The sequence below is a fragment of the Microbacterium wangyouchuni genome (assembly GCF_051546305.1).
In the GTDB taxonomy this organism is placed as follows: Bacteria; Actinomycetota; Actinomycetes; order Actinomycetales; family Microbacteriaceae; genus Microbacterium.
On sequence record NZ_JBPTMA010000002.1, the window covers coordinates 326,369 to 339,183 of the forward strand.

Genomic DNA, 12,815 nt, shown 5'->3' on the forward strand with positions numbered 1-12,815 from the left:
GGAGCCTGTTGCGGGTGTCGGAGGAATTCACAAAAAACCTCCGACGGATGCAACAGGCTCCGACAGGTGTAACAGGCGAACGAACGTCAGCCGGCGTGGGTCATGCTCAGCAGATCGAGCTTCTCGTCCAACTGAGCCTCGGTGATCTCACCGCGCTCGACGTACCCGAGAGCGATGACGGCCTCGCGCACAGTGATGCCTTCGGCAACGGCGTGCTTGGCGATCTTCGCGGCAGCCTCATAACCGATGATCTTGTTCAGCGGCGTCACGATCGACGGGCTCATGCCGGCGAATGCGGCAGCGCGCTCGGTGTTGGCAACCAGGCCGTCGATGGTCTTGTCAGCCAGAACGCGGACAGCGTTCGAAAGCAGACGGATCGACTCCAGCAGAGCGGTGCCCATCACGGGAATGGCGACGTTCAGCTCGAAGGAACCGGATGCCCCGGCCCAGGCGACGGTCGCATCGTTGCCGATGACCCGAGCGCACACCATGAGCACGGCCTCCGGGACGACCGGGTTGACCTTTCCGGGCATGATCGACGATCCAGGCTGCAGGTCAGGAATGTGCAACTCGCCAAGACCGGTGTTGGGCCCAGAGCCCATCCAGCGCAGGTCGTTGTTGATCTTCGTCAGCGAGACGGCGATGGTGCGAAGCGCACCGGATGCCTCGACCAGACCATCACGGTTGGCCTGAGCCTCGAAGTGGTCCTTGGCCTCGGTGATCGGCAGTTCGGTCTCTTCGGCGAGGAGCGCGATGACCTTCTGCGGGAAGCCGAGCGGCGTGTTGATGCCCGTGCCGACAGCCGTGCCACCGAGGGGAACCTCGGCGACGCGGGGGAGGGCGGACTGCACGCGCTCGATGCCCAGGCGGATCTGGCGGGCGTAGCCGCCGAACTCCTGACCGAGGGTGACGGGGGTTGCATCCATGAGGTGCGTGCGCCCGGCCTTGACGGCATCCTTCCACAGCTCAGCCTTCGCCTCGAGGGCGACGGCGAGGTGGTCGAGCGACGGGATGAGCGTGTCGATGAGGACCTGCGTGACCGCGATGTGCACCGAGGTCGGGAACACGTCGTTCGACGACTGCGAGGCATTCACATGGTCGTTCGGGTGCACAGCCGAACCCAGGATACTGGAGGCGAGGTTTGCCAGCACCTCGTTCATGTTCATGTTCGATGAGGTGCCAGAACCGGTCTGGTAGGTGTCGACGGGGAACTCACCGTCGTGCTTACCGGCCGCCACCTGGTCGGCAGCGGCGGCGATCGCGTCGGCGATGGCGCCGTCCAGGGTGCCGAGTTCCTTGTTCGCCAGGGCTGCGGCCTTCTTGATGCGAGCCAAAGCGGCAATCTGGGTCGGCTCCAGGCCCGTGCCCGAGATCGGGAAGTTCTCTACCGCGCGCTGCGTCTGAGCACTGTAGAGCGCGTTCACGGGCACGCGAACCTCGCCCATGGTGTCGTGTTCGATGCGGTAGCTCTGCGATTCCTCGCCGCTGCGCTGGTGTGTATCGGTCACTTCGATGCCTCCTCGGTTGCGGGGACGCCTTCGATCCCCGTGTCGATTCCCACTGTGATCACGGGCACGGCCGTGCCCTCAGCAAGACGGTAGTTCGCGCCCACGATGCCGAGGCGGCCCTCGGCGACGGCGTCGCTGATCAGCTCAGACGACTGCAGCAGGTTCGCGACGGTGTTGCGCAGGTGCTCGCGGCCGACCAGTTCGGCGTCGATGTCAGCGGGGGACGTGCCACCGTTGGCTGCGAGCACCTTGCGGGCGGCGGGAATGATCGGCGCGATCAGCTTCCAGATGTGCGGCGGGAGGGGTGCTGCGTCGATCGCCGTCCCCTCGATGGCAGCACTGACCGCACCGCACTCATCGTGGGCAAGCACGACGATCAACGGCACCTGCAGGATCTCGACGGCGTACTCGAGGCTACCGACGATCGATTCGCCGATGACCTGCCCGGCGTTGCGGACGACGAACAGGTCGCCCAGGCCCTTGTCGAAGATGATCTCGGCGGCCAGTCGCGAGTCGGAGCAACCGAACAGCGTCGCTGTCGGATGCTGCTGATGGGCCAGATCATGCCGGCGCTCGACATCCTGATTCGGATGCCGCGGCTCACCCGCGACGAATCGACGATTTCCGTCCAGCATCTCCTGCCAAGCGGCTGTCGGGGTGAGTACTGTCATGAGGCCTCAGCAATCGCTTCGATCTGCGGAATCAACGAGTTGGCGAGCTCAGCCGTCGACTCAGGGGAGCGTGCGCCGTAGAGCAGCACGTAGTCTTCACCGGCCTGCGTGCCGATCGCGTAGGAGACATTGCTCTCGGTGGCGCCGCCGAGCTCGTACACATCCCATTCCAAGCCACCGATCCGGGTGGTGTCGGTCGGCGCAGTGCCATCCAGCTGCTGTGGTGCCCAGGATGAGTCGGCCTCGAAAGCCTGCACGACGTTGATGAACCCGCGCTCGTCTTCTGAGGCCGGTGCCATGGTGACCTTCCAGGTGACCGTTGCGCCGCCCTCGAGCTGTGCGGCGTTCGCGCGCCAGAAGCCATCCGTCTCGGGCACGAGCGCCGGACGTTGCATGGTGGATTCGACGTCGGCGGCGATGCCTGCCACATCGATCTTCTTCTCGGATGCCGGTACGCCTCGCGGCACCGCGAAGACGATGACAGCGACCACTGCCACTGTCGCGATCAGCGCGGCGATCAGATTGCGGAACGTTTGGCTGGCACGATATTTCTTGCTGAACTCCGCCTTGCGTGCTGCGGTCTCCGCCGGTGTCTCGGGGCGTCCGAGCTCAGCGACGACGGGTGCGGGCTTGTTCATGCGTCATCCTCATCAGCGGCAGCCGTACGTGCCTGCTCGAGGCGGCGCTTGGCGCCCAGCAGCCATTCTTCGCAACGGGCGGCAAGAGCTTCGCCGCGTTCCCAGAGCGCGAGCGAGTGCTCAAGGGTAGGGGAGCCCTGCTCGAGCTCGGCGACGACACGGACGAGCTCGTCACGAGCGGCCTCAAATGACAGAGTCTCGACGGGGGCGTCATTCGGCGAAGTCACGCCTTCCATCCTACGACGGGGTGTTGCCCTCGGCGATTTCTCCCTCGGAGCGAGCTGCCAGCGAGCCGCGATCCACGGTGATGGTCAGTGCGCTGCCGGCGGGAGCATCCGCTGCGTCGCGCACGATCACGCCGCCATCGAGATGGGCGATGGCGTATCCCCGAGCGAGAGTTGCCGCTGGCGAGAGCGCGCGCAATGACGCGCGCAGCTCACCGGTCCTGCGCCCGGCGAGGTCGAGCTGACGGGTGATCGTGTCGCGCCCTCGCGAGAGCAGCAGCCACAACTCCTGCGCGCGATCGGCGATGATCGGATCAGGCGAGCGCAACACCGGACGGGTGCGCAGCTGCTCGAGCTGCGTGATGTCGTGCGAGACCCGTTGCGTCAGTCGTGAGGTGGCACGCGATCGCAGCTGCGCGATGATCGCGCGCTGCTCGCCCACGTCGGGAACCACACGTTTGGCGGCATCGGTCGGCGTCGAGGCGCGGAGGTCAGCGACGTCGTCCAGGAGCGGATGGTCGTTCTCATGTCCGATGGCGGAGACGACCGGAGTGGATGCTGCTGCCACCGCCCGCACGAGTCGTTCATCGCTGAACCCGAGCAGGGTCTGCGGGTCTCCGCCGCCGCGGGCGATGATGATGACATCGACATCGGGGTCGGCATCCAACGTCGCGAGCGCGGCGAGGACCTCGGGCACGCACCGTTCGCCCTGAACAGCGACGTGCTGGGTGCGGAAGCGCACGTGCGGCCAGCGCAGCTCGGCGTTGCGGTGCACGTCCTTCTCGGCATCCGATCTCTCACCCGTGATGAGGCCGATGACGTGAGGAAGGAAGGGAAGAGGCTGCTTCCTGGCCGAGTCGAACAGTCCCTCTTGGCGCAGCTGGGCACGCAACTTCTCGAGACGCTCGAGCTGATCGCCCAATCCGACATGCTTCATCGATGAGACGGTAAAGCTGAAATCGCCTGCTTTGACGAAGTAGTCGGCTTTGACAGCTGCGATCACATGGTCGCCCACGGCGAGGTCGGCGGGGATGCGCCCGCGCACGCTCGACCAGATGCGGATCGATATCTGCGCATCGGACTGGGTGTCTTTGAGGCGACCGAACACGTTTCCACCGCGAACGTTCCACGAGGTGATCTCGCCTTCGACCCAGACGACGTTCCAGCGCGCGATGAAGTCGCGGATCGTTGAGTTCAAACGTGCGACAGAGGTCGGTGCATCCGCGGTCGAGTCACGGGGCGCGACAGCATCCGCCGGCGGAATCTCGCCTTTCATGGATGATGCTTCGAAGACCGTCATCGGGTCTGCTCCCTCCTTATGCGCCTGAGCGCTCGCACAGGCCCAGCACCGCGGTACGACGGTAGAATCAAGGTGTGACCCAGGCCACCGTACATCTTCCCATTCCTCGCATCCCTCGTTCCCGGGCGAAGCGGCTTCAGGATATCCCGGTGGACGGACCCAAGAAGGTGCTGCTGGCGGCACCGCGCGGGTATTGCGCCGGTGTCGACCGGGCCGTGGTGGCCGTCGAGAAGGCTCTCGATCGTTACGGGGCTCCGGTCTATGTGCGCAAGCAGATCGTGCACAACATCCACGTCGTCACCGAGCTCGAAGAGAAGGGCGCGATCTTCGTCGAAGAGGTCGATGAGGTGCCAGAAGGTGCGCACATCGTGTTCAGCGCGCACGGCGTCTCGCCCGCAGTGGTCAGCGCAGCATCCGATCGTGGATTGCATGCCATCGATGCGACCTGCCCGCTGGTGACGAAGGTGCATCGCGAGGCCGTCCGATTCGCTCGCGATGATTTCGAGATCCTCCTGATCGGCCACGAGGGCCATGAAGAGGTCGAGGGCACCGCCGGTCACGCGCCCGAGCGAGTGACCATTGTGAACTCCCCGGACGAGGCTGACACCGTCGTGGTGAAGGACCCATCGAAGGTCGTATGGCTGTCGCAGACGACGCTCTCCGTCGACGAGACGATGGAGACCGTGAATCGACTGCGCACGCGTTTTCCCGAGCTGCAGAATCCGCCGTCTGATGACATCTGCTACGCCACCCAGAATCGGCAGGTTGCGATCAAGAAGGTTGCGAAGGACGCGGACCTCGTCATCGTGGTCGGTTCCTCGAACTCATCGAACAGTGTGCGCCTGGTCGAAGTGGCTCTGGAATATGGGGCCAAGGCGGCGTACCGTGTGGATTACGCCGAAGAGGTTAAGCAGGAATGGCTCGACGGCGTCGCCACCGTGGGAGTGACGAGCGGGGCCTCCGTGCCGGAGATCCTCGTGGAGGAAGTCCTCGAAGCGTTGCAGAGCGCGGGATACGGCGACGTGGAAGAAGTTCGCACCGCTGAGGAGGATCTGATGTTCTCGCTGCCCAAGGAACTACGCCAGGATGCCTCCGGTAAGCGCGACGCTCGTGCTCTCGGTGGTCGCGCCACTGAGTCCCCGTGATGATCTGAGCGACGCTGTGAACACGCAGGAGTCCGAACCGACATTGATCGGCTCCGTGCAGCGTGCGCTGCGGCTTGTTGACATTGTCGCGAACGCACCGCGGCCGTTGCCGGCGAAGATGTTGGCTGCCGCAACCGGCCTCACGATCGGCACCACATACAACCTGGTGCGTACGCTCATCCATGAGGGTTACCTGGCGGCCGAGCCGGACGGGTTGGTGCTGGGCCGGCACTTCCCGGCGTTTCGCGATGAGATCGACGGGCGAGGGGTGTTCCTCGCTCGCGTGCGGGCAGCGCTTCGCGCAGTGACCGACGAGGTCGGAGCAACGGCATATCTGTCGCGTTTCGACGACGGCGAGGTGCATCTGGTGGACATCGTGGATGCTACGAGCAACCCCCGGGTGGAATTGTGGGTCGGTCTGCACCGCAGTGCGCACGCGACAGCACTGGGAAAGCAGATCCTGGCAGATCTCGAAGAGAAAGACCGCCTGGACTACCTCTCTCGGCACCAGCTGGAGGAGCTGACGCCCAAGACGATCAGCGATCGCCGTACGCTTCTGACGCAGCTGGAGCACTCACCAGGGTGGGTTGTGGACGAGGAGGAGTACTCGATCGGCAGTACCTGCATCGCCGTTCCCGTCATCGCACCGAATTTGACGGCATCGCTCGCTATTTCTTTGCCCGCCGACAGCGCGGTCGTGGATGCTGCCCTCATCAGTAAACTGCAGCGCACGGCGCGGCAACTGTCTCTGCAACTGGGCGCAGACGCGCTGGATACGAGTAGCGACTTCACTATCTGAATAACAACCCCTCGCGCTTTCCTGGACAGTTGTCTAGTCTGTTCGTGAAGGCACCCGTCTGACGGTGTCTTCAGATGGAGATAGCGCCCCCAGCGCTGCTTCGTCTCGGCATGAGCGTCCCCAGCGCTCAAGCCAGCGGCCCCCGAGGAGTCCCCACTTCTCTGGGGCCGCCGCTTTTGGCGGGGCTGGCTGGACGCAGATCAAAGCCGCGCGCATTAGCATGGCGGCATGATCGATGAGCGGCCGCAGTATGGCGAGTATGCGACTCCGGAGGAGCAACGCCGGTTGGCGGGGTTGCCGCCGATGGATGCTGTTGATGAAGTTCCGACCGCAGAATCGGCCGCATCCCAGGAGACCTCGACGCCGGCGCCGACTGTTACCGCGCCCCGCCGGTGGGATCGCATCCTCACCATTGCCCTGGTGGCCTACGGGCTGGTCAGCGTCATCATCAATACGGTGGCGTATTTGGATCTGAGTTCGATGATGAACGACAGTATGGAGATCATCGGCATCGAGGGGGATTTCACCAACTTCGCACAGGCCAAGGTCTGGGGGACCATCGCCGCCTTCGTTCTCGTGGTCGGATGGATGCTGACCGCCTGGCTGTCGTTCAAACGTCTGCGCACCGGGAAGTTGACCTGGTGGGTGCCGCTGGTGGGCGCGGCCGTGACGATGATCATCGTTTCGCTCTGCATCGCGGTGCCGATGATGGGGGATCCGGCGTTCATGTCCTATGTCGATGGGATGGCCGGACGGTAGACGGCTTTCAACACCCCGGCTCGCATGGCGTGAGCCGGTAATGTCGAATGATGCTCGAAAACAGTTTTGGTGTTCAACTCTCCTACGCATCCGTCGACGCTGCTGACGGGGCAGATCCCCGCCCAGCAGCTCGAGAGCTGCTCGTGCACCTGCGTGTGCCGGCCGGATTGATCGACGCAGACGCCGCGTGGGGTGAGTCTCAGCAGGAGGCAGTCGTCGCGATTCCGATCACCGACGCCGGTTTTGTGCTCACGCTGACTGATCAAGACGTCATCGCGACGACTCTGACGGCGGGGGAGTTGCGCACGGCATTCGCGGATGCCGGTCTGACGTTGTGGCTGCAGGACTCTGACGATGGATGCTGCGACGACGGCGGCTGCGATGACGGTGGGTGTGACGACAGCGAAGCGGATGCTCTCGTGACAGAGTCGTTCGACGAAGCATCCGATATCTCAGCAGAATTCGATGCGGCGCCTGTTCGCATCTCGGTGTTCTCGCACCGCGGACCGTCTGCCGCGCGATTGATCGCGCAAGTGAATGGGCTGGATGTCGAATACATCGAGTCCGGCTCGTGGTCGTTGCTGCGCTTCGAATCCGAGGATCCGACCAACGCGGGCGTCGCGGCGAAGGCAGAACTGCCGGTGATCGAGTTGAACCGTGTGGATGACGGCGGTGACTGGTTCGAGGTGACGACGAACGGCGGCGTGCATCAGTTCTGGCCCGATGCCGAACGGCACACCGTGCCGGTGATGGATCTGGAAGCGCTCACGGTGCCGGAGACGGCGGAGATCTGCCGTCGGCTGCTCAGCGATGGCGATGGCAGTCGTGACGAACTTGTCCAGATCGCTGCGCACTCGCGGCTGGACGTCGCTGGTGCGCATCGTGCGCTGCAGCCCGAGGCTCTGGATGGGGTGGTCGGGACGCGTGCGCGGCAGGAAGCCTTCCTTGCCGCATTCGGTGTGCCCGCTGATCTCATCGCCGCAGTATTCGACGAAGCCGGGTCCTCCGACACGGACCTTGAGGTGCTGCGTTTCGGGCCGGACGGCTGGGGGTCAACGCTCGGCGAGATTCTGGTTGACGGTATGAGCGGGTTTACCCCGCTCACCCGTCGCGACCGGCCGTTGGCTCGCGTCGCCGGAGCGTTGCGCCGCAACCGTCTCCTGGCCGCAGCGCTCAGCATCGGCGAACTGGCGCTCGGCGTCGCAGCATCCCGACGCCGCGGCTTCAGCCGTTTCGTGGGCATTCTGCTGATCGTCGATGCCATCGCCGACCTGGCAATCGGGGTGGTGCGCGCCCGTCGCGGGCGCTGACACACCCCACGTACGAAGAATGCCCCGGCCTGACGGCCGGGGCATTCTTGTGTTTCGCTGCGGTCAGCGAATGTCGTGTCAGCTCTGGGACTGGCCGTGCGAGCCGAGCTGACGGGTCGACTCGACGACGCGGGCGGCCATAGCCGCCTCTGCGACCTTGCCCCACGCGCGGGGGTCGTAGACCTTCTTGTTTCCGACCTCGCCGTCGACCTTGAGGACGCTGTCGTAGTTCTTGAACATGTAGTCCGCAATCGCACGCGTGTATGCGTACTGGGTGTCGGTGTCGATGTTCATCTTGATGACGCCGTTGGCGACCGCAAGGGCGATCTCCTCGTCGCTCGAGCCCGAGCCGCCGTGGAAGACCAGGTCAAGCGGCTTCGCACCCGTGTTGTACTTGGCTGCGACCTCAGCCTGGATCTCGCCGAGGAGTTCCGGACGCAGCTTCACTCCACCGGGCTTGTACACACCGTGCACGTTGCCGAAGGTGAGCGCTGCGATGTAGCGGCCCTGTTCGCCGAGGCCCAGTGCCTGCACGGCCTGGTCGACATCGGCGAACGTCGTGTAGAGGGCGTCGTTGGAGCCCTCGTGCTGGACACCGTCTTCCTCGCCGCCGACAACACCGATCTCGACCTCAAGGATCGCGTTGATGTTCTTCATGCGGGGGAGCAGTTCTTTGGCGATCTCGATGTTCTCCGCCAGCGGCACGGCCGAGCCGTCCCACATGTGCGACTGGAAGATCGGATTACGGCCAGCCTTGACCTCTTCTTCGCTGGCGGCGATCAGCGGCTCGACGAAGCCCGCGAGGGCATCCTTCGGGCAGTGGTCGGTGTGCAGGGCCACGGTCACCGGGTAGTTCTTGGCGACCTCGGTGGCGTAGCGAGCGAAAGCAAGCGCGCCGGTGGCGCGTGCCTTGACGGTGTGGCCGGCGAAGTAGTCGGCGCCGCCCGTGGTCACCTGAATGATGCCGTCGGAGCCGGCCTCGGTCAGGCCCTGGAGGACGGAGTTGATGGTCTGCGAGCTGGAGACGTTGAATGCGGGATACGCGAAGCCACCGGCCTTCGCGCGGTCGAGCATTTCTGCGTACTGATCCGGAGTGGCGACGGGCATGAAAACTCCTGCGATAGATGAAGCCGGGACAGCTTCAACTCTATCGGTGGGGAGCATCGGATGCCGGGTGCTCCCCGGCCTGTTGAACGGGGGCACTCTTCGCAGGTGTTAAGAATCGCTGTTCCTTCATCGAGATCGGGGCGAAAGACCCCTGTTTCAGATGGCACGATCGTTAGGCTTGCCCCATGGTGAGTCTGACGGCCGATATGAGCCCGCTGCGTCCCGACCGAAATCTTGCACTGGAGCTTGTGCGGGCGACTGAGGCGGCATCGATCCGTGCCGTGCCCTTCATTGGGCGGGGAGACAAGGAAGCCGCCGACGGTGCAGCTGTCGACGCGATGCGCGCGTTCCTCGGCACCGTGAACTTTCAGGGCCGGGTCGTGATCGGCGAGGGTGAGAAGGATAACGCTCCCATGCTGTTCAATGGCGAGGTTGTCGGCTCCGGTCGTGGGCCGGAATGTGACATCGCCGTCGACCCGATCGATGGCACTTCGCTCACCGCGGCGGGGCGCCAGAATGCGCTGTCGGTGATCGCGGTCTCCGACCGTGGGACCATGCTCGACGCATCCAGCGTGTTCTACATGGACAAGCTCGTCACCGGCCCAGCAGGTGTTGGCGTCGTTGACATCCGCCTGCCTGTCGGCGAGAACATCCGGCTGCTGGCCAAGGCGCTCGGCAAGCCCGTCGACGAGATCGTCGTGTCGGTGTTGAATCGTCCGCGCCATGAGCGGCTCATCGAGGAAATTCGCGAGGCTGGTGCGGGCACGCGACTCATGAGCGATGGCGATGTCGCCGGTGGCATCAATGCAGCACGTCATGGGGCGCGTACGGACATGTGCGTGGGCGTCGGTGGCAGCCCGGAAGGCATCGTCACTGCCTGCGCGATCAAAGCGCTGGGCGGCCACATCCAGGGGCGTCTCTGGCCGCGGGATGATGACGAGCGTCAGCGGGGCATCGATGCGGGTCTGCAGATGGACCACGTGTACGAGGCAGATGGCCTGGTGAAGGGCGACAACACGATCTTCGTCGCCACCGGTGTGACCGACGGGCAGCTTGTTGCCGGGGTTCGTCGCGAAGGCAACTACGTCTACACGGAGTCTGTTGTGCTGCGCGGCGCGTCTGGAACACTGCGTCGAATCGCGTCGGAGCACCTCGTCTCCAAGTGGCTGTAGGCCGATCGTTACCGACCTGGTGCTGGTGAACGCGCGGTCTTACCGGCTTTCCCAGGCTTTGCTGGCACAATGGTGCCTGGATTCGTCGCCTCGATAGGGCATCAGAATGGCGGTGTCCGGGAGGGTGACAAATGACCACGCAGCAGTCGCGGAGCGAGAGCAGGTCCGTGCCAGCGAACATGGTCACCACCAACACCGGCCGTATTCTGCGCATTTCACCGCAGGATGAGGCCGCACGCGCTGCAGCCGTCGCGGCTCTTCCCGTGACACCTGCTCACGCTGATCCTGCACGCCGCGCCGACGTGCTCTTCCGCGTTCGTCGCGCTGAAGGGCACGAGCTCAGCTCGTGGTGGATGATCGGTGCCTTCGTGGTGAGTTCCGGGCTGGTCATCGCGCTGCTCAGCTGGGTTCCGTACAGCGCTTAGTCTCTGTCGGCTCGCTCGCGCACGGCGCCGAGGTCGGCTCCGATTGTCGCAGTCTCTGCAATCTCCGCATTTTGCGCTGCTTCGACGAGTTCGGGGGCGGTGAACCGGCGCGCCGGGGTCGTGATCGACTGCGGTGTGGCGTCGAGCGTTGACGCGTCGATACCGGGGAACTGGCGCGCGGTGACCAGCACCCGGCTCTCGAGGGAACCCGCGAACTTGTTGTAACTGTCGACCGTACGCTCCAGTGCCCGACGGAGGTCATCGGCATGCCCGGCGAGGGTGCCGAGGCGATCGAACAGCTGCGTGCCGAGGTTCAGCAGTGTGCGAGCCTCCGCCGATACCTCCTGCTGGGTCCAGGTGAAAGAAACTGTTTTCAGGACGGCCCAGAGGTTGACGGGTGACGCCAGCGCTACTCCCTTGCCGAATGAGTAGTCCAGAAGCGTCGGATCCTCGTCGATGGCCGCGGCCAGGAGCGATTCATTGGGCAGGAAGCAGATGACGAACTCCGGGCTTGCATCAAGCCCCGACCAGTACGCCTTCTTCGAGAGAGCATCGATGTGTGCGCGCACTGCCCTGACGTGCTTTTGCATGTACCGCTGGCGCTGCGCCTCATCGGCGCTGCTCCCGGTCAGGGCACTCGCTTCGAGATAAGCATCAAGGGGAACTTTCGCATCGACGGCGATGGATGTGCCTCCGGGCAGTCGGATCACCATGTCGGGCCGACCCTGCCCGCGGTCGGACGAGATCGTCGACTGCAGGTCGAAATCGACGTGCCGGGTGAGCCCGGCAGCTTCGACCACACGGCGTAGCTGCGTTTCTCCCCAGACACCGCGGGTCGCGGTGGAGCGCAGTGCCCCAGCAAGTGACTCGGTCGTCGCCCGGAGTGCTTCGTCGGATTCCTGAGCTCGTCGCAACTGCTCGGCGAGCGAGCCGAACTGGGCGTGGCGCTCCTGCTCGAGCGTGGTCACCTTAGTCTGCATCTGCTGCAGCGATTCGCGGACCGGCGCCAGCGCTGTAAGCACTGCATTCTGTTGCTGCACGCGCTCGGCCTCAGCCCGTTGCTCGGTGCGGGCGTGCTCAACCGCATCCCGATACAGGTCGTACTGACGGTCTCGATCATCACGCACGGCAAGGAGTTCGGCCTCGGTGCGCGCGAGTTCGGCGGTACTGCTGGAGAGTTCGCGCGCACTGCGGGCGGCTCGAGCAAACCAGCCTGCCACGGCCCCAAGAGCAACGGCTGCCAGGAGAAGAACGACGATCAGTGGAGCATCCATAAGGCCATCATGTCGAGGGCCTCGGACATTGCGGGGATCCCGGTCGTCAACGCCCCGCGTACTCGTCCAAGATCGAGCGCATTTCTGCGAGTTGGAACTGCTCAGCGATAGCGGCGGCGGAGAGGCCGCCGGCATCCGGATCTGCGCCAGCATCTAACAGCAGGCGCAACAGAGTCTCGTTCTTGCGGAAGACCGCGCAGGAGATAGCTGTCTGACCGTTCGCGTTCACAGCATTCAGATCGGCTCCGCGCCGCACCAGGTCGGCGACAGTATGTGCTTGCTCTGCATACGTGGCCACGATCAGAAGGGTGTCCTGCCGGGGATTGCGGGTATCGATCGGCACACCGGCGTCGATCATCTCGCCCAGCGGCCCGGTGCGGCCCTGACGCGCGAGATCGAAAGTGCCCTCGATGACTTCGAGGCTGAGGGGAGATGCGCCTGCGGGATTCGTCATGAATACATTGTCGCGTGTGAACGGACGGT

General features: G+C 64.4%; 14 protein-coding genes. 6 read left to right on the plus strand and 8 right to left on the minus strand.

The genetic code is table 11. The annotated features are described in order from the left end of the window. Positions 1-86: 86 nt before the first annotated feature. The 5 genes from ACSS7Z_RS04880 to xseA are packed head-to-tail and all read right to left on the minus strand — an operon-like array spanning position 87 to position 4,341. A complete protein-coding gene (locus tag ACSS7Z_RS04880; protein WP_438253359.1) occupies positions 87-1,508 on the minus strand; it encodes a class II fumarate hydratase in 1,422 nt (473 codons plus the stop codon). After that, positions 1,505-2,179 (minus strand): carbonic anhydrase, encoded by a 675-nt coding sequence (locus ACSS7Z_RS04885; protein ID WP_438253360.1) that lies wholly within the window; start codon positions 2,177-2,179, stop codon positions 1,505-1,507. Before ACSS7Z_RS04885 ends, ACSS7Z_RS04880 begins: the two co-directional genes overlap by 4 nt. Beyond that, entirely contained in the window at positions 2,176-2,817 is a 642-nt protein-coding gene (locus ACSS7Z_RS04890; RefSeq protein ID WP_438253361.1) for a DUF4245 family protein, read from the minus strand. The genes ACSS7Z_RS04885 and ACSS7Z_RS04890 overlap by 4 nt, the downstream gene beginning before the upstream one ends. After that, positions 2,814-3,053, minus strand: a complete 240-nt coding sequence (locus ACSS7Z_RS04895; protein WP_438253362.1) for an exodeoxyribonuclease VII small subunit — start codon at positions 3,051-3,053, stop codon at positions 2,814-2,816. Before ACSS7Z_RS04895 ends, ACSS7Z_RS04890 begins: the two co-directional genes overlap by 4 nt. 1 nt (position 3,054) lies before the next feature. Continuing rightward, entirely contained in the window at positions 3,055-4,341 is a 1,287-nt protein-coding gene (gene xseA / locus ACSS7Z_RS04900) for an exodeoxyribonuclease VII large subunit (RefSeq protein ID WP_438253363.1), read from the minus strand. A gap of 149 nt (positions 4,342-4,490) precedes the next feature. On the opposite strand from xseA, the gene ACSS7Z_RS04905 reads away from it, so the two are divergent. From ACSS7Z_RS04905 to ACSS7Z_RS04920, 4 genes are all read left to right on the plus strand, one after another. Next, complete coding sequence (locus ACSS7Z_RS04905; RefSeq protein ID WP_438253697.1) at positions 4,491-5,486, plus strand: 4-hydroxy-3-methylbut-2-enyl diphosphate reductase; 996 nt, start codon at positions 4,491-4,493, stop codon at positions 5,484-5,486. Beyond that, complete coding sequence (locus ACSS7Z_RS04910) at positions 5,428-6,285, plus strand: IclR family transcriptional regulator (RefSeq protein ID WP_438253364.1); 858 nt, start codon at positions 5,428-5,430, stop codon at positions 6,283-6,285. Before ACSS7Z_RS04905 ends, ACSS7Z_RS04910 begins: the two co-directional genes overlap by 59 nt. A gap of 228 nt (positions 6,286-6,513) precedes the next feature. Then, positions 6,514-7,044 carry a DUF6264 family protein gene (locus ACSS7Z_RS04915; protein WP_438253365.1) on the plus strand — a complete coding sequence of 177 codons (531 nt, stop codon included), beginning with the start codon at positions 6,514-6,516 and terminating at the stop codon, positions 7,042-7,044. Positions 7,045-7,094: 50 nt separating this feature from the next. After that, positions 7,095-8,354: a hypothetical protein gene (locus tag ACSS7Z_RS04920; protein WP_438253366.1), complete on the plus strand. Its 1,260-nt coding sequence runs from the start codon at positions 7,095-7,097 to the stop codon at positions 8,352-8,354. Between the two features lie 78 nt (positions 8,355-8,432). Here the strand turns inward: ACSS7Z_RS04920 and fbaA are convergent, their stop codons facing one another. Then, positions 8,433-9,461, minus strand: a complete 1,029-nt coding sequence (fbaA, locus tag ACSS7Z_RS04925; protein WP_438253367.1) for a class II fructose-bisphosphate aldolase — start codon at positions 9,459-9,461, stop codon at positions 8,433-8,435. Between the two features lie 185 nt (positions 9,462-9,646). Between fbaA and glpX the strand changes: the two genes are divergently transcribed. Together glpX and ACSS7Z_RS04935 are read left to right on the plus strand one after the other, a co-directional pair. Further along, positions 9,647-10,633, plus strand: a complete 987-nt coding sequence (glpX, locus tag ACSS7Z_RS04930; protein ID WP_438253368.1) for a class II fructose-bisphosphatase — start codon at positions 9,647-9,649, stop codon at positions 10,631-10,633. A 131-nt stretch (positions 10,634-10,764) separates the two neighbouring features. After that, entirely contained in the window at positions 10,765-11,058 is a 294-nt protein-coding gene (locus ACSS7Z_RS04935) for a hypothetical protein (RefSeq protein ID WP_438253369.1), read from the plus strand. Here ACSS7Z_RS04935 and ACSS7Z_RS04940 read toward each other — a convergent pair. Both ACSS7Z_RS04940 and ACSS7Z_RS04945 read right to left on the minus strand, forming a co-directional pair. Continuing rightward, complete coding sequence (locus tag ACSS7Z_RS04940; RefSeq protein ID WP_438253370.1) at positions 11,055-12,332, minus strand: DNA recombination protein RmuC; 1,278 nt, start codon at positions 12,330-12,332, stop codon at positions 11,055-11,057. The genes ACSS7Z_RS04935 and ACSS7Z_RS04940 overlap by 4 nt on opposite strands. Before the next feature lie 46 nt (positions 12,333-12,378). Then, positions 12,379-12,786, minus strand: a complete 408-nt coding sequence (locus tag ACSS7Z_RS04945) for an ankyrin repeat domain-containing protein (protein WP_438253371.1) — start codon at positions 12,784-12,786, stop codon at positions 12,379-12,381. Between the last annotated feature and the right edge of the window lie 29 nt (positions 12,787-12,815).